Origin of the sequence: Virgibacillus sp. 6R, from assembly GCF_001895305.1 — a bacterium.
Taxonomy (GTDB): Bacteria; Bacillota; Bacilli; order Bacillales; family Amphibacillaceae; genus Virgibacillus; species Virgibacillus pantothenticus.
In genome coordinates, this window is the sequence record NZ_CP017762.1 from 301,696 (window position 1) to 319,178 (window position 17,483).

General features: G+C 37.5%; 16 protein-coding genes. 2 read left to right on the forward strand and 14 right to left on the reverse strand.

From position 1 onward, the window contains the following. Positions 1–317: 317 nt before the first annotated feature. From BKP57_RS01480 to BKP57_RS01500, 5 genes are all read right to left on the reverse strand, one after another. The gene (locus BKP57_RS01480) at positions 318–830 is read right to left on the reverse strand and encodes an adenine phosphoribosyltransferase (protein WP_050353173.1); all 513 of its coding nucleotides are present in this window, start codon (positions 828–830) and stop codon (positions 318–320) included. Continuing rightward, positions 820–3,141 carry a single-stranded-DNA-specific exonuclease RecJ gene (gene recJ / locus BKP57_RS01485; protein WP_072740899.1) on the reverse strand — a complete coding sequence of 774 codons (2,322 nt, stop codon included), beginning with the start codon at positions 3,139–3,141 and terminating at the stop codon, positions 820–822. The genes BKP57_RS01480 and recJ overlap by 11 nt, the downstream gene beginning before the upstream one ends. A 115-nt stretch (positions 3,142–3,256) precedes the next feature. Continuing rightward, positions 3,257–3,583 (reverse strand): LapA family protein, encoded by a 327-nt coding sequence (locus BKP57_RS01490; RefSeq protein WP_050353175.1) that lies wholly within the window; start codon positions 3,581–3,583, stop codon positions 3,257–3,259. Positions 3,584–3,825: 242 nt separating this feature from the next. Then, the gene (gene secDF, locus BKP57_RS01495; protein WP_072740900.1) at positions 3,826–6,096 is read right to left on the reverse strand and encodes a protein translocase subunit SecDF; all 2,271 of its coding nucleotides are present in this window, start codon (positions 6,094–6,096) and stop codon (positions 3,826–3,828) included. Between the two features lie 60 nt (positions 6,097–6,156). Beyond that, positions 6,157–6,447 (reverse strand): post-transcriptional regulator, encoded by a 291-nt coding sequence (locus BKP57_RS01500; protein ID WP_050353177.1) that lies wholly within the window; start codon positions 6,445–6,447, stop codon positions 6,157–6,159. A 118-nt stretch (positions 6,448–6,565) separates the two neighbouring features. On the opposite strand from BKP57_RS01500, the gene spoVB reads away from it, so the two are divergent. Next, positions 6,566–8,116, forward strand: a complete 1,551-nt coding sequence (spoVB, locus tag BKP57_RS01505; protein ID WP_050353178.1) for a stage V sporulation protein B — start codon at positions 6,566–6,568, stop codon at positions 8,114–8,116. A 524-nt stretch (positions 8,117–8,640) separates the two neighbouring features. On the opposite strand, the gene BKP57_RS01510 is transcribed toward spoVB, so the two are convergent. Beyond that, a complete protein-coding gene (locus tag BKP57_RS01510) occupies positions 8,641–9,933 on the reverse strand; it encodes an ArsB/NhaD family transporter (RefSeq protein WP_072740901.1) in 1,293 nt (430 codons plus the stop codon). Between the two features lie 143 nt (positions 9,934–10,076). Between BKP57_RS01510 and BKP57_RS01515 the strand changes: the two genes are divergently transcribed. Beyond that, the gene (locus BKP57_RS01515; RefSeq protein ID WP_072740902.1) at positions 10,077–10,463 is read left to right on the forward strand and encodes a TIGR04086 family membrane protein; all 387 of its coding nucleotides are present in this window, start codon (positions 10,077–10,079) and stop codon (positions 10,461–10,463) included. A 542-nt stretch (positions 10,464–11,005) separates the two neighbouring features. Here BKP57_RS01515 and yajC read toward each other — a convergent pair. From yajC to BKP57_RS01555, 8 genes are all read right to left on the reverse strand, one after another. Beyond that, positions 11,006–11,266: a preprotein translocase subunit YajC gene (yajC, locus tag BKP57_RS01520; protein WP_050353181.1), complete on the reverse strand. Its 261-nt coding sequence runs from the start codon at positions 11,264–11,266 to the stop codon at positions 11,006–11,008. A 24-nt stretch (positions 11,267–11,290) separates the two neighbouring features. Further along, entirely contained in the window at positions 11,291–12,430 is a 1,140-nt protein-coding gene (gene tgt, locus BKP57_RS01525) for a tRNA guanosine(34) transglycosylase Tgt (protein WP_050353182.1), read from the reverse strand. 204 nt (positions 12,431–12,634) lie between these two features. Continuing rightward, positions 12,635–13,666 (reverse strand): tRNA preQ1(34) S-adenosylmethionine ribosyltransferase-isomerase QueA, encoded by a 1,032-nt coding sequence (gene queA, locus BKP57_RS01530; protein WP_050353183.1) that lies wholly within the window; start codon positions 13,664–13,666, stop codon positions 12,635–12,637. Between the two features lie 18 nt (positions 13,667–13,684). After that, positions 13,685–13,885 (reverse strand): DUF2905 domain-containing protein, encoded by a 201-nt coding sequence (locus BKP57_RS01535; protein ID WP_050353184.1) that lies wholly within the window; start codon positions 13,883–13,885, stop codon positions 13,685–13,687. Continuing rightward, complete coding sequence (gene ruvB, locus BKP57_RS01540) at positions 13,869–14,882, reverse strand: Holliday junction branch migration DNA helicase RuvB (protein ID WP_050353185.1); 1,014 nt, start codon at positions 14,880–14,882, stop codon at positions 13,869–13,871. Before ruvB ends, BKP57_RS01535 begins: the two co-directional genes overlap by 17 nt. 26 nt (positions 14,883–14,908) lie before the next feature. Next, complete coding sequence (gene ruvA, locus BKP57_RS01545; protein ID WP_050353186.1) at positions 14,909–15,508, reverse strand: Holliday junction branch migration protein RuvA; 600 nt, start codon at positions 15,506–15,508, stop codon at positions 14,909–14,911. Between the two features lie 103 nt (positions 15,509–15,611). After that, positions 15,612–16,343 carry a YebC/PmpR family DNA-binding transcriptional regulator gene (locus BKP57_RS01550; RefSeq protein ID WP_050353187.1) on the reverse strand — a complete coding sequence of 244 codons (732 nt, stop codon included), beginning with the start codon at positions 16,341–16,343 and terminating at the stop codon, positions 15,612–15,614. A gap of 535 nt (positions 16,344–16,878) precedes the next feature. Continuing rightward, entirely contained in the window at positions 16,879–17,436 is a 558-nt protein-coding gene (locus BKP57_RS01555; protein WP_050353188.1) for a YhcN/YlaJ family sporulation lipoprotein, read from the reverse strand. Between the last annotated feature and the right edge of the window lie 47 nt (positions 17,437–17,483).

The following is a 17,483-nucleotide window of genomic DNA, read 5'->3' on the forward strand; positions in this document are numbered from 1 at the left end:
TTCACTTTATTGGGGAGAGCGTTATTCACAGAAGTAGAACATAGGATCACTCGGGCAACATTAACATAAGAGAAAAGCTTGGCTAGGTGTAATGTATGTACGAAGGATGTCTTTATTCTGTTGGATGCTATAGTAAATTGCATCCTTAAAAATAGCTTTGTAATTGTGAATTAGTAAACCGGTATTTACTTTTGTGTTCCGTTTTTTAAATGTATCTAGTAATGATTGCTTGTAAACTTCTTTGTACGCTGTAGGCGGCTTTTAACTTATAACAATAGGCCTAACGATTACTGATCGTCAGACCCCCTGTTAGCCGTTTAATACCGCATCAAGGTTAATACATCATAGCCTTTTAGTTTTTCCATTCCATTAAGGTAGCTTAACTCAATAAAAAATGCACAGCCAACAACAATTCCTCCAAGTTCTTCAACCAATTGAATTGTTGCTTGAATCGTTCCCCCTGTTGCCAGTAAATCATCGGTGATTAACACGCGTTGTCCCGGCTTAATCGCATCCTTATGAATAGTTAAAACATTTTTTCCATATTCCAAACCATAATCTACTTTAATTACTTCACGAGGAAGTTTCCCTTCCTTTCTTACCGGAGCAAAACCTACACCAAGTGAATAAGAAACAGGGCATCCAATGATAAACCCCCTTGCTTCCGGGCCTACAACAACGTCAATTTGCTTTTCTTTCGCATAAGCTACAATTTCATCTACAGCTGAGTGAAAGGCCTCTCCATTAGCCATTAACGGTGTAATATCTTTAAATTTAACTCCTTCTTTTGGCCAATTTTCAACAATTTTAATGTGCTTTTTAAAGTCCATAACTAAGTTCCTCCTTGGGTCTTCCCAAATGTTCCATACAGTTTGTAAAGTAGTTCTTTAATTGTTCATAATTAGAGTAATACAGCTTCCTTTCAATCTCAGCTTGTTGCATACGTTTTTGATATGTCTTCGAATCCTGTAAATCCCTTTTTAATGGGTTATTCACTAGTTGGATCTTTCTACCTTCTATGTGTATAAAACGAAGCTCATAAAATACATGGATAATAAACAATAATTTTTCTTTACTCCACCCTTTTGTGTGCGAAAATGCAGGCAGCTCTTTATCAAGAGAGACTACTTTTTGCTGTTGTAAAAAACCATACATCCATTTAAAGTCGTCTCTGGTAGGAAAAGCGCGTAAATAAGTGCTATCTTCTACATAATAACATACATGAATATTTTTTGGTTTCGTTTGCTTCAGTACTTCTTCTAAGTCATTTAAACATGAAGGCATCGTAAATATAAATAATGTATCCAGCTCTCCAATGGAAGACCAGTCATCTTCGTATGTCTGATGGGGAACCCCTAACGACTGTGCTCGCTGCTCATCTCCGACACTGTAAATCAATGGACTAGCATGAACGAATAATTCTAAATTCGTTTGACGCTTTCCACGATGATCAAACAATTGCCACTCATCAATTGACATATCTTGAATCATCAATTGCGGCTTTCGATTGCCGTTCCATTCATTAATAGTAAGTTCCCCTACTATGTTAATGGGAGTGCGCGGAGTTAAATAATGGTATAGTTCACCTATTCCAAAACCGATCGCATCAAGCTGCTTATCGTCTGCTTTAAATTGTAGCTTAAGATGGTTTTTCATACTGCCGATTTGCCGCGGTTGCTCAGGAACCGCTTTGATATGAAATAATGGTTTTGGATTATGCATTCCAAATGGAGCTAATTGTTGAATAGCTTCAATTAACGATAACGTTACTTGCGAAACAGGTAAAGTTGAGTTAACGCTAAGTTCTTGCTTATAATCTTCTTCTGATAATTGCTGCATAATTTGTTCGTTTAAAGCTTGATACAATGGCTTAACTTGCGCTATCTCCAATGTCATTCCTGCAGCTTGTGAATGCCCTCCGAATTGCTGAAACAAATGACTTACTTTCATGCAATTTTGGAACAAATCAAAAGCTGGGATGCTTCTTGCGGATCCTTTAGCAATCCCTTGATCAGCTTTTATGGAAAGTACGATAGCCGGTTTGTCCCACTTGCGAACTAGTTTTGATGCAACAATCCCTAATACGCCCTCATTCCAGCCTTCTTTTGCAACCACAATAACCCCTTGTTCTGCTTCGTTTGCCAACATCCGTTCTGCTTCTTCGACAATCTGCTGAACCAATTGTTGGCGTTCACGATTTAGCACTTCCATTTCTTCTGCAATGGTTTTTGCCTCTTCTGGATCTTCAGTCAGCATTAATTCCACCGCCATGTCTGCTGACTGCAATCTGCCCACAGCATTTAATCTAGGACCGATAACAAAACCTATATCTTCTTCGGTCACAATTCCATCTATATTGGCAGTCTGTTTCAGCGCTTTCAATCCATGATGGGTTGTATTTGCTAACTCCTTTAAGCCGTAGTAAACCAAAATCCGATTCTCGTCCAATAAAGGTACAAGATCTGCCACCGTCCCTATCGCAACAAAGCTTAATAGATGTTTTGGAACATACCCAAGTAAAGCTTGTGCAAATTTAAATGCCACTCCTACGCCGGCTAATTCTTGAAATAAATAATCTGGCGAGCATTTTGGATGAATAATCGCATAACAATCAGGCAATTCTTTCTGGACTTCATGATGGTCTGTGATTATTAAATCAATGTCCAATTCTTTTGCTACTTTCGCTTCTTCAACTGCAGCGATACCTGTATCTACAGTAATAATTAACGCATATCCTTCTCGATGTGCTTGACGAAAAGCAGCTTCATTCGGTCCATAACCTTCAGTGAATCGATTTGGAATATAATAATCACATTGAGCACCAAGCTCTTGTAATGCCTTTATCATCACTGTTGTAGCAGTAACTCCATCCGCATCATAATCGCCAAAGACAAGTACTTTTTCGCCTTGTTGAATCGCTTTCTGTACTCGCTTTACCGCTTTATCTATCGAAAGAAGATTATCTGGACTGTGTAAATCATTCAAATCGGGTTTTAGAAATTTGGATACAGCTTGTTTGGTCGTTATCCCTCTTTGTAATAATAACTCTTCTATAATAGGGGAAACTTGCGAGGAATCGTCCCATTTAAAGTTCACTTTTTCTTTACCTATAAACTTCCAATTAGCCTTACTTAACAACATAATTTGCCCCCCTGACCAATTCATTATACATAATCAAATACAAGGGGGGCAACTAGATTTCCTTTATTGGACTATTTTTTATCATTTGATAACTAGCTTATGCTTTAAAATATAGCTACTGCTTTTCCTCCTCTATCATTGAAACAGTTTCATTTTCTACTTGGTGATATGGAATATCTTCTTCTTCTAATTTGTTCATCAAATTGAAATTTTCTGCTTCCAGGCGTTTCATCTCTCTTTGCATGCGATACATTTTTATTAATCCAACTGTTGCAGTAATTAAACCGCCCATGAGAACAGAAAATAAAATCACAAGAATTAATGGCGATTCTGCAGACCAGAAAAGATAGTTTACTTCAACCGTCTCCACGTTTGTAACAGCAAATACAGCTACAATAATAACAAAAATAATAGCAAAAATAACATAGGTTTGACCCTTCATCTTTCGACCTCCTCTGTATGATGCACGCGCTAATATTTTCCCAAATCTACTCATTTATAAACATTTCGGTTTTTAAACCCATATCATAGTTATTAACAGTTGGAAAACTTTCACATTACTATCAGAGATGTATAACACATGCTAAATTCTACGCAAAACGTATCTCACTTCATTCCTTTTTTGCTTAAAAGAAAAGAGGCTAATTCAAAAGCAGTCAGCTTTAGAACAGCCTCGTTATTATATTATACTTGTGGACCTTCTACACGTTTTTTCTTTGTAAAATCAACTGGTTTTTTCTTAATCATTTTACCTCGCCATACGAGCCAAAGCTGTGAGGCTATGAAAAGCGACGAATACGTACCAGCTACTAGACCAAACGTTAGAGCAATCGCAAATCCACCAATGGATTCAGCGCCTAAAAACAGAAATGCTAGTACGGCGATTAATGTTGTAATGGATGTATTTATACTACGTATAAACGTTTGTACCAAACTGCGGTTAACAATAATCGCAAGCTCTTTGAACGATTTGACTTTTTTCTTTTTCCTCAAGTTCTCTCTTATACGGTCAAAGGTAACAATTGTATCGTTTATAGAATATCCGACAATCGTTAGGATAGCCGCTATAATCGTTATATCAAATTCAATTTGTGTCACACTAAAAATAGCAATCATAAAGAATGCATCATGTAATAAAGCAATAATCGCAGTTATAGCGAAAAAGAATTCAAAGCGAATGGTGACATAAATAATCATAAAAACAGAAGCGATGGCAACTGCATAAGCCGCATTTTTCACAAGTTCCTCACCAACAATCGGTGAAACGACACTTACGTTTGGTTCATGGCCATATGCATCATTAAAGTGTGCTTTCACCTCTGCAATCGTGTCTTTTTCTAATACCTTGTCAAAACGAGCAATCGCCATTTCCCCGTTTTCCCCTGACGATACAATGGACTTGACTTCTAGTCCAAGATCATTAAACTCATTCTCTATTTCCGCTGTCGTAACGCTTGTATCTGCTAAAATCTCAATTCTAGAACCACTGGTAAAATCAATACCTGGGTTTAATCTAAATAGGGCAAGTGATACGATACCTAACACAACCATAATGGTCGATATCCAAAAAAACTTTTTCCGGTGATTGACGACATTGATCTCCCGATTAAACAGTTTCGGTTCGTCTTCTTGCTTATCTTTAATATCTTTAATGTCTGCTTTCTTCACTGCAAACCAGCTAGGGCGACGTTTTAAAAATGGACTCTTAATCCATAAACTTAACAACAGTCGCGTACCAAAGACCGCAGTTATAAAGCTTACTAGGATACTGACGATTAGCATCGTTGCAAAACCTTTAACGGAACTTGTACCAAAAATAAATAAAACAGACGCTGCTATTAACGTCGTAATATTCGCATCTAATATGGTCGACAGTGAGTTTTTCGTCCCAGCTTTAAATGACGATATGATTGATTTTCCGCTACGTAATTCTTCTTTAATACGTTCAAAAGTGATGACATTAGCATCTACGGCCATCCCAACTCCTAGGATAAGCGCCGCAATACCTGGTAATGTTAGTACGCCGTTCATCAATTCAAATACAAACAGAATAAGATAAATATAAATCGTTAAATTGATAGCCGCAATTAATCCTGGAAAACGATAGACAGCTATCATAAAGAGAAAAATTAGCCCCACACCGATGAAACCTGCAAAAACGGTTTTATTTAACGCTTGTTCCCCAAACTGCGCACCTACCGACGTGGAATACTTTTCTTCCATATGTACTGGTAAAGAACCAGAATTAATGACATTAGCTAACTGTTTTGCGGATTCCACGGTGAAATTTCCACTAATCATCACTTGGCTCGTGTTTAACGTTTGGTTAACACTAGGAGCTGAGACAAACTTAGGCTCATCCTTTTGATATTCTTCTGCATAAGAATCTCCTTTTTTATAATCCATCCAAATAACTAGCAGATTATCCGGATAAGGTGTATCTGGATTATTCATATCCTTAATTTTGCTTGTTACGTCACCAAACTTTTCAGCATCTTTTAACTCTAATGTAACAATTGGTTGATTACTGTTCGGATCAAAATCTTGTTTTGCACTATTTTCTTTTACGTCATTACCACTTAAAAGCTCATTATCATTGACATCTCGAAAGGAAAGCTGTGCCGTCGTTGAAAGTAATTCTCTTGCTTCGGACTGGTTTTCCACTCCGGCAAGCTGCACTCTAATTCTGTCTTCCCCTTCAATATCAATACTTGCTTCACTAATTCCAAGACGGTTAACGCGATCATTCAATGTCTCAACCGTCGATTCCAATGTTGTTCGGTCTACTTCTTGAGCTTCATCAACAGGTTCCACTTCATATAAAACTTCAAATCCACCTTGTAAATCCAATCCTAAATTAATATCTTTCGTAATTCCTGTAACCGTCGTTCCAATTGTACCAGCAAAGACGAGTACGATTAGAAAAAAGGCAACAATTCTGCCTCTATTTTTCATTCCAAAATGGCCTCCCTTTTATCGTTAGGGTAAATCGATATGTAAGTACTTTATTTTTCACTATTGCTCTGCATTTGTTACAGCCGCAATTGATGCAAACAAATCATCATTTTGATACGCATTTACGGTTAAGTAACTAATATAAGTCACGGTTGTTAATTGGAAAATATCCTGTACCACTTCATAGATTCGTTTTTCAGGATCACCTTTCCATACTTTTTGCATTAGGCATTTCCAAACATCTTCTGCTGTTGCTTCTGCATATCCCATTAAATGAAATTCCTCCGCCTTACTTTGTAAAGCTGGAGTAACCATCTCTTTCCATTCAGATACTGTTTGTACAATTTCCAACAAAACTCCCTCCTTTTATGGAGTATGAAAATTTCTATTCTTGTCATGCTTGGCCTATCCTTTCGCATATATATCATTGTATATGATATTCCATTATTTGAGAAGGCAGGTCGTCTAGATGACGAAACAAACATTTTTACAAGGTACACTTATTCTTATTCTAGCAGGTATGATCACTCGATTTCTTGGATTTATTAATCGGATTGTTGTTGCACGATTAATTGGGGAAGAAGGCGTCGGTCTATACATGATGGCTTTACCAACATTTTTCCTCGTTATTACGCTAACTCAACTTGGCTTACCTGTAGCTATCTCGAAACGAATTGCTGAAGCAGAAGCTCGCGGTGATAAAGCGAAAACCAAACAAATCGTCATTGTATCATTAGTGATTACTGGTATTTCCAGTATCATTTTTTCCACTTTAATGATACTAGCGACTCCTTTTGTCGCAACTCACCTACTTACAGATCAAAGAACATTGTATCCATTACTGGCAATCAGCCCAATTATCCCCATTATCGCTATTTCATCCGTCTTGCGGGGCTACTTTCAAGGCAAACAAAATATGAAACCACAAAGCTATGCACAAGTACTGGAACAAGTAGTACGTATTAGTTGTGTAGCATTATTTGTGAAATTACTATTGCCTTTTGGGCTTGAATATGCTGCAGCAGGAGCAATGTTTAGTATTATTTTAGGGGAACTTGTCTCACTTATCTATATGATGCGCCAATTCAATCGAAAAAAGCACATGAAAGTAAGAAAAAACTTTTTCTCCTATTTATCAACAAGTAGAACGACATTAAAAGAGCTGTTCTCTATTGCTTTACCTAGTACAGGCAGTCGCTTCATTGCTTCTATTTCGCATTTTCTAGAGCCGATTTTAGTTGCGCAAAGTCTCGCAATTGCCGGTGTTTCCAGTACTTTGGCAACGAAACAATATGGAGAGTTAACAGGCTATGTACTCCCTTTACTATTTTTACCGACATTTATTACCCAATCCCTGTCCGTTGCTCTAGTCCCTTCTATTTCGGAAGCAGAAGCAACGAAAAGTATAAATTTGATTCACTATCGAATCCATCAAGCGATCCGCATTTCGTTTGCATCTGGTGCAATAGCCACGATTGTACTAACCTTATTTTCCATACCTATTTTAACATATATGTATGGATCCGCTAATGCAAGTAAATTTATTATTTTAATGGCTCCATTTTTTATTTTACTTTATATCCAAGCTCCATTACAAGCAGCATTACAAGCTCTTGACCTTGCTAAAGCTGCCATGTGGAACAGCCTGATTGGAGCATTCTGCAAACTCACTGTCCTATTTTTACTCGCTTCCAATCCGAGTTTTGGAATTATGGGAGTCGCCTTAGCTATTTCCTTAAGTGTTGTATTAATTACACTTTTACATTTAGGTGCCTTATATAAAGCCATTAAATTTAGTATCCCGGTTTTAGATATTTTAAAAATGATTTCACTTTTACTAATGACATGGGGAGTAGGTGAACTTCTAAAAAATATATATGATAATATGCATGGCGGGCTTTTGTTATTAATTGGTATATTAGGTGTATTCTGTTGCATTTATGTACTATTTCTCTTTTTGCTCCGTTTTATTACGAAAGAAGAGCTAAAACAGATTCCTTTCTTACAAAAATGGTTTTAAATTGATTATAGATATTTATCGTTATTTTCAAACAAAGGGTTTGACATTTATTAATTCAACCAAATAGCCTATAGCCAATAAAATGAATCTTCAACCAGAGGGTGGTTCATTCATCCACCCACTGATTGTTAGATGAACGAATCGGGCATTTAGGTGCTGTTATCTCCTACTTAGACTTTTACAGTACAGATTATCCAAAATCCTGAAGTGGGGGTCTTACAGCACCTTATATGCGGGATAAAAGCTTCTTCAATCAATGGCGAACTTACATTCGAGATAAATACCCATAAAAAATAATCAGACCGGGGCATAAGAAAATAACTATATAGCAAAAGCCGAACACTTTATAATTGTTCGGCTTGTTTGTATTAAAAAATTCCTATCATCGCTACGTCAATATACTTCGCTTTCCAGAGGCTGTTCCCGCAGGATTCTACATACGCTAAAATCTTACATATACATGGACGATTTATGGTTCATTTTTCTAATCAGCTGTTTTTTTAGTGTGCCCCCTTTTTTTGCTTTTATCCGATATATGGTAGTAAATAGCGAATATAGAGATAAATGGTAGCAACAATCAATGATATAATTACGAGTGGAAATCCGTATAGTAAAAAGCGAATAAACGATATACTTTCCTTCGCTCCTTCAGCTAAACCTGCCACCACTACATTAGCAGAAGCTCCGATCAACGTTGCGTTTCCCCCTAAACATGCACCTAAAGCCAATGCCCACCAAATTGGATCTAAATACATCATTCCATAGCTTTCAAATTCTTGAACAACTGGAATCATCGCAGCGACAAAAGGGATATTATCCACAATACCAGAAAACAAACCGGAGACCCATAAAATCAACAATGCTGTTTGTACATAGTCTCCATTGGTAATTACTACGATTGCCCTCGCGATTTCATCAATGACGCCTACTTCTTCTAAACCACCTACTAGAGTAAATAACCCAATAAAAAAGAACAATGTAACCCACTCTATTTTTGCAAATATTTGCTCTGCTGCCACTTCTTTTTCCGTCAATAGAAGTAGTAATATAGCGCCAGATAACGCTACAGTAGTCAATTCAACATACAAAAATGCATGTAGTAAAAAACCGATTATTGTTAATAAGAGAACCGTGATTGATTGATACAACATTGGTGTTCGATGCAAATAAGCTTGCGCGTCCATTGCTAGCAACTCTTTGACATCCAAGCTCGTCCGTCGTAAGGACTTTCGAAACAATACCCAAACAAAGACAAGCATGATCCCGAATAGGATAACGGCGATGGGAGCCATATGGATCAAAAATGACGAAAAGGTTAAATGCTCTACCGCTTGTCCGATCATAATATTAGGCGGGTCCCCAATCAATGTTGCCGCACCGCCAATATTGGAACTGAAAATAATTATGAGTAAATACGGAAACGCGGGCAACTTTAACAGTTTCGTAATTTTGAGCATTATTGGAACAAAAATTAATACCGTTGTTACATTATCCAGCAATGCTGAGCCAATTCCTGTTAATACCCCCGCGCCAATCAAAAGAGGGATTGGTGCACCTCTCACTTTTTGTGCAAAACGAATCGCCATATAAGCAAACAAACCTGTTTTTTCTGTGATGGCAATTAATACCATCATGGAAAATAAGAGCGCGATTGTATTCCAATCAATATATTCTGTTAACATACGCTCGGCAGAATAGATTCCAGTCAATAAGAGCAATACGCCACCAGTTAAAGTAACCAGTGCACGATTAATTTGCTCTGTCATAATAAATACATAACAACAAATAAAAATGAATGAGGCTATAATAATTTCCAACCAAACCCCCACTTTCTTTTCTTGCCTATATCATTCTTTACTCCAACTATATGTAACAAAAAAAGAAAATATTTTTCGTCTATTATTTTTTCAAGGTGAATAGGATGAAAATAGGTGGACAATCTGGAAAGGAGGGAATGATCATGTGCAGTAAGCAATGGGTTGCATTATTATATGGATGGATCATTGTATTGGGCTTAATGATGGTCGCTAGCTTTGTATTAGCATTATTACTTCGATTTACTACATTTAACGAACCTGCTCTGTCATGGGTCACTTTTGTCATCGGTCTCATCAGTTTATTTCTGGGAGGGCTCGCAGCAGGAATAAAGGGCAAAGCAAAAGGCTGGATGATCGGGATATTTACAGGTGCAGGATTTACGCTATTTGTTTTATCCGTACAATATTTGGGCTACCAACAAGGATTTTCGCTGGAACAATCTCTTCATCACGCTGGATACATGGCAGCTGCATTATTTGGCGGTGCAGTAGGTGTTAACATCGCAGGCGAAGAAGCAAGCGATAAATAGAGCGTTAATTTGTGGAACACTTCCTTTCATCTTACTTCCATAGAGTATGATAATTACGGTACCTTAGAGAAAAAAATGAAAAAGATGACAGGTTATTTGGGGGAAATATAGCAGCAACACTTTGAGTTTAGAGGTTTGTGCTTAAGTAAAAAAGAGATAGTAAACGATCATCTATGGATAAAGTACCAGTGGGGGTTTTCATTCATCCCCCACGGCTTGTTAGTACCATAATGGTCTGACCTAGGCCTTTTACGAAATAGGGCATTTAGGTGCTGTTATCTACCACTTAGATTTGTTGCAGTACAGATTAACCTACTCCTAAAAGCGGGAGTCTTACAGTACCTTATATACGGGAGGAAAAATCCGCAAATATTAGACATGGATACATTGCAATAGCTCTTTCTTGGCAAATTTAAAAGGAACACAAAAGAAGATCGCTTTTGTGTTCCTTTCGCACTTACTACCTATGTATCAAATCACATCCGCTGGTATAAGCAACAGACGCTTGTCCATTGCCTACCTCCCTCGCGTGAACATGGTAATTACTGCTGCTTTACTTCACGGATTGCTGAGCGGTCATACGTCAGCTTAGATCCATCTCCAGCTTGAATAACTATAGTATCTTCATCCATCGCATGGATTTCCCCATGAAAACCACCGATCGTAACTACGGAGTCACCTTTTTTCAATTCTGCTTGCATTTCTCTGACTTGCTTTTGTCGCTTTTGCTGTGGGCGAATAAGTATAAAATACAGAAGCACAAACATCAAGATAATTGGTAATAAAGATGCTAACATTTCCATTGTTCCATTCCTCCCTTCTATACGTTAGAAATTCCTAGCATTCGGTTTATTAAAACCGTATTGCTCAAAGAATTCTTCTCTAAATGAGCCAAGACGATCTTCGCTAATAGCTTTTCGTACTTGCTCCATTAATTTTAACAGAAAATATAAGTTATGATAAGTAGTAAGCCTAAAACCAAAAGTTTCATTACATTTAATGAGGTGACGAATATAGGCACGCGTATAATTTTTGCAAACATGGCAATCACAGTTTTCATCAATTGGTGAAAAATCACGTGCATATTTCGCATTTCTGACTACTAAACGACCGTTTGAAGTCATACATGTACCATTTCTTGCTATTCTAGTAGGAAGGACACAATCAAACATATCCACTCCTCGAACAGCACCGTCAATTAAAGAATCAGGCGAACCAACACCCATTAGGTATCTAGGCTTATCGTCCGGCATTAAAGGGGTAGTAAATTCAAGCACACGATTCATAACGTCTTTTGGTTCACCAACAGACAATCCGCCAATAGCATAACCAGGAAAATCTAAGGAGATTAAATCGTTGGCACTTTGCTTTCGCAAGTCTTCATATTCCCCACCTTGGATAATACCGAATAAACCTTGCTCATCTTTGCGTTGGTGTGCATGTAAGCATCTTTCTGCCCAACGAGATGTTCGCTCTACAGAGCTTTTCATATAAGCATGATCTGCAGGATACGGTGGACATTCATCCAATGCCATCATAATATCTGATCCTAAGTCGTTTTGGATATTTATAGCTTTCTCAGGAGATAAAAATAATTTTTCCCCGTTTAAATGACTGCGAAAATGTACCCCTTCTTCAGTAATATTTCGCATTTCACTCAAGCTGAATACTTGAAAGCCTCCAGAATCCGTTAAAATAGCACCATCCCAATTCATAAACTGGTGAAGCCCACCCGCTTCTTTAATGATATCCTGACCCGGTCTTAACCAAAGATGGTACGTATTAGATAAGATGATATTAGCATTCATCTCTGTTAGTTCTTCTGGACTCATTGTTTTAACAGTAGCCAGTGTACCTACCGGCATAAATGCAGGTGTGTCAAACGATCCATGTGGCGTATGGACACGCCCTAATCTAGCACCTGTTTGTTTACATGTTTTCTTTAATTCATAAGTGATTGGTGTCATCAGCTACTCTTCCTTTATCGATTAAACTAAAATACTTTTATCAAAATTAGGCAAAGCTCATGTACTTTTGTAAGAGATAGCACTACTAATATATGTGTTTCATATAAATAGTAAAATGCCTTGGCATCTCTAATTTTAGACTATGCTTGTCATTCTGAAAAAATAAACTACCAAGTTGTTAGCGTTACATGAATCGCCTTCATTTTAAGCATATATAAACATTGCATCTCCAAAACTAAAAAATCGGTATCGTTCTTGCACTGCTTCACGATATGCCTCCATTACTATATCTTTTCCAGCAAATGCGCTAATTAACATAATTAATGTTGACTTAGGTAAGTGGAAATTGGTGATCAAGCCGTCAATAGCTTGGAATTGATAAGGCGGATAAATAAATATATCCGTCCAACCGCTAGCTTCTCTAAATTCCCCATTATTATCCCTGGCAATCGTTTCTAAAGTACGGGTGGAAGTGGTGCCTACTGAAATAATTCGCCCAGCTGATTGCTTTACTTGATTAAGCATATCTGCTGTATGCTGATCCATATGATAAAATTCTGCATGCATCTTATGGTTTTCCACTGTTTCTGCACTTACAGGACGAAATGTACCGAGCCCAACGTGTAAGGTAATAAATGCAATGCATACACCCATTTGCTGTAATTCATTTAATAATTCCGTTGTGAAATGAAGCCCAGCTGTTGGTGCCGCTGCTGACCCTTCTTCTTTTGCATATACCGTTTGGTACCGTTCCTTTTCTGAAAGCTGTTCCTTTATATACGGTGGTAATGGCATTTCCCCTAATTGATCAAGTACTTCATAGAAAATACCTTCATATGCAAATTGTACGACTCGCCCACCATGCTCTTTGATCTGTGTGCAGGTTGCAGTTAAGAGACCATCTCCAAAACGAATAACACTTCCAAGCTTCACTTTCTTAGCAGGCTTGGCAAGTATTTCCCACGAATCTCCTTCCACCTGATGTAACAGCAATACCTCAATACTTGCACCTGTTCCTTCTTTCACACCATGGAGCCTTGCCGGCAATACACGCGTATTATTTAACACCAGACAATCTCCAGGCTGTAAATATTCCTTTATATCAGGGAAATGGCGATGGGCAATCTCTTTCGTTTGTTTATTTAGAACAAGAAGTCTGGAAGCCGTTCGTTCTTTTAACGGGGTCTGGGCGATTAATTCTTCTGGTAAATCAAAATCGAATTCTTCAATATTCATGATGAAACTCCTTACGTGTTATCTAAACTTACCAAAAATATAAAATAACAAGGTTAAAATCAAACTAACAACAATAGAAGTGACAATTGGAAAATGGAAAACAACATTCCCTTTTTTCCACGTAATATCTCCTGGTAACTTGCCAATATAACTCCATATAACACCGATAACCAGAAAGATAATCCCTAGTAAAATAAAAAGTTTACCTAGGTTCATCATTCACTCTGTCCTTCCATCCGAAATGTTGGTAAGCCTCTGGCGTTACAACTCTTCCCCTTGGTGTTCGTTGAATAAACCCGATTTGTAATAAAAATGGTTCGTACACATCTTCAATCGTTTGTGGCTCTTCTCCAATTGTCGCAGCAATCGTATCTAAACCAACAGGTCCACCTTGAAAATGGTTCATAATTCCTTTTAACAATTTATGATCGATATGATCTAAGCCTTGTTTGTCCACTTGCAGCATTTCTAAGGCTTCACCTGTAGTAGACAAACTGATTTTTTCTTCTCCTTTTACTTGCGAAATATCACGAATCCGTTTTAATAAACGGTTAGCAATTCTCGGTGTTCCTCTAGATCGCTCAGCAATTTCCAACGCAGCTTCTTTTGTAATTGCTGTATTAAAAATATCGGCAGTACGCTCAATAATCATACATAAATCTTTAGCATCATAAAAATCAAGCCTACTTAATACACCAAATCGATCACGCAAAGGAGCTGATAATAAACCTGCTCTCGTTGTTGCTCCAACTAATGTAAACGGAGGTAAATCTATTCGGACAGATCTGGCACTTGGCCCTGAGCCAATCACAATATCAAGGAAAAAATCTTCCATGGCTGGATAGAGTACTTCTTCTACTGTTCTTGGAAGGCGGTGAATTTCATCAATAAATAACACATCACCAGGCTCTAAAGATGAAAGAATTGCTGCTAAATCTCCTGCTCGTTCAATTGCCGGACCCGAAGTAGAACGGAATTGGACACCCATTTCGTTGGCGATAATGGCTGCTAAGGTCGTTTTCCCCAGCCCTGGTGGTCCGTATAAAAGTACATGGTCTAAAGGCTCCTCACGCATTTTGGCTGCTTGGATAAAAATACTTAGATTTTCTTTCACCTTATGCTGACCAATATATTGCGCCAAGGTAGTCGGTCGTAAACTTAATTCCACGGAAATGTCTTCTTCCTGCAATTCGCCTGTGACCATACGATCTTCCATTTGCCTCCTCCTTTCTTTATTCACACCTAGTTTTTCATTAGTAACGCTAGCGCTTTACGTACTAATGCATCTGTCGTTTCTGTCTCAAGCTGTTGTATTTTAGGTAAAGTAGCTTTTATTTCTTTTTCCGAATACCCTAAAGCTTTTAAAGCTTCTTTTGCGTCTTGTACAACAGCATCATCAAGGCGAGGATCTGTTATTGTCTGTTCTTCATTTACAGCTGTTGTAATTGCCAGTTTCCCTTTCAAATCAAGGATGATTTGCCTTGCTGTCTTCTTTCCAACACCTGGGAAACTTGTTAAAAATCTTTCATCTTCTCGTTCAATAGCTGCAACAAACTCTCCAACATGAACAGAAGCCATAATGGCAATGGCTCCTTTTGGACCTATTCCAGATACAGAAATAAGCTTGGTAAATAAATATTTCTCCTCTTGATTTTTAAATCCATATAGCAGCTGTGCATCTTCACGAACATGTTGATATGTATATATCTTAACGTCCTTTTTTTCTAACGATTGAAACGCATATGGATTAGCACAAATAATTTCATAACCAATGCCCTGTACATCCACAATAATAGCATCATCTTGAATATATGTAAGCTTTCCTCGTACATAAGCAATCATTTTCTCTGCTCCTTTTACCTTATCCATTCATTCTATCATAAATCGAAGTAAATGAATAAACTTCTATTTCTAGAGAAGAAATAGAAGTTTGGAGTTTAAACGATTATTCCGTTACTTCAAGATTATGATGAATATCTTGCACATCTTCATTTTCTTCTAATGTTTCAATTAAATTCATCATATGGGAGACATCTTCTTCCGATAAAGAAGTAGTCGTCTGTGGAATTAGTGTTACTTCTGAATCCGCAATGGAGTACCCTGCTTTATTTAATTGATCTACAACGGCTTGTAAGTCCTCTGGAGCGGTAAATATTTCAAACATGCCATCGTCTACTTCTATATCCTCTGCTCCAGCTTCCAATGCTTCTAAAGTCAATTCATCTTCATCTATTTCTCCTTGCTCGTTCGTAATAACAATGTACCCTTTCCGATCAAACATAAATGACACACTGCCGTTCTCACCTAAATTTCCATTATTTTTTTTAAAAGCATGTCGTATGTCTGCAGCGGTTCTATTTTTATTATCTGTTAACACATGAACAATTACTGCTACGCCACCAGGTCCATATCCTTCATATGTTAGTTCTTCAAAACTTGCACCGTCTAATGTTCCAGTGGCCTTTTTAATGGCACGATCTATATTATCATTTGGCATGTTGTCTGCTTTTGCTTTGTCAACCGCTAAGCGAAGACTTGGATTTGTTGTTATATCACCGCCTCCCTGCTTAGCAGCAGTATAAATATCTTTTGCATGACGCATAAAGATTTTACCTTTTTTTGCATCTTGAGCATTTTTTCTTCTTTGAATATTTTTCCATTTAGAATGACCAGCCATAGGACATTCTCCTCTCTAGAAATTTCCTTTATTACTATACCAAATATAAGTCAATTCTTAAAGAGATAGCGTAATGATAGCACAAACTTGTCTCCATATACGGTCACAATTATGTACATATTTGATCCCGTATATAAGGTGCTGTAAGACTCCCACTTTTAGGAGTTGGATAATCTCTACTGCAACTGGGAGATAACAGCACCTAAATGCCCTTCTTTAGTTTAATACCATTACGGTACTAACAAGCCGTGGGGGATGAATGAAAACCCCGCTGATCGAAAATTCACTGTTATAGAAAGTAAGTCATTCCATTGTTTCTTTAAATATTTTACTTCATGCACTACGCAACATTTCACTAAGGATAAAGCGGAAGTGAAACTTCAGCCAGAGGATTTTTCTAACCCATTGACTGTTAGTAACAGAGTATCCCAACGAAATTGGAAATTGACTTACTGTTGAATCCGACTCTAAGGATGGGAGAGGACCCTACTGCCAGTTACGTGCAGGATAAACCCTCCACTTTCAAGCGTTCATTTTATTTTAGGAATCGGTTTATCAATTCTTCCATGTTTTCTCCGTTATCCTTTGCTTCTAGTCTGGCATCCAAATTTCGCATCTTTTCCCAATGCGTGTCGTCTGTGTAAATAATAATTTCTTTATTTGAGTCAGGTAGAAGCTTTTTTACTTCCTTTTTAATTTCGTTACCAATATCTCCGCTAACATGCGTACTCAATATAACTCCTATCAAGATGCGATCATTTGTTGATGCAACCTGAGCCTGCACAATTTGTCTCTTTTTTTGTAATGCCTCTGTTATCATTATTGCTTCTTCATTGGTAAATGGATCAGAATATCCACTGTTAAAATTCGATTCATTGATATTTTCTTGTTTACTTTGAGGATAACCACCTTTTTCACCAATCGATTGTTCACGAATATTTAAACGTTCGTTTTTCTCTTTTTCTGTCTCATAATGAATAGGTTGCGTTTGATTATCTGTATTTGGATTAGCATTATTTTCTCCTTGCTGCCCATCTGCACACCCAATCAAACTAATTAGTGCCATTAACATCATCCCTAACCATACTCGCATAAAAAAACACCTCCTTACCATTAGTTTGGATCATGGAGGTGTTTTTA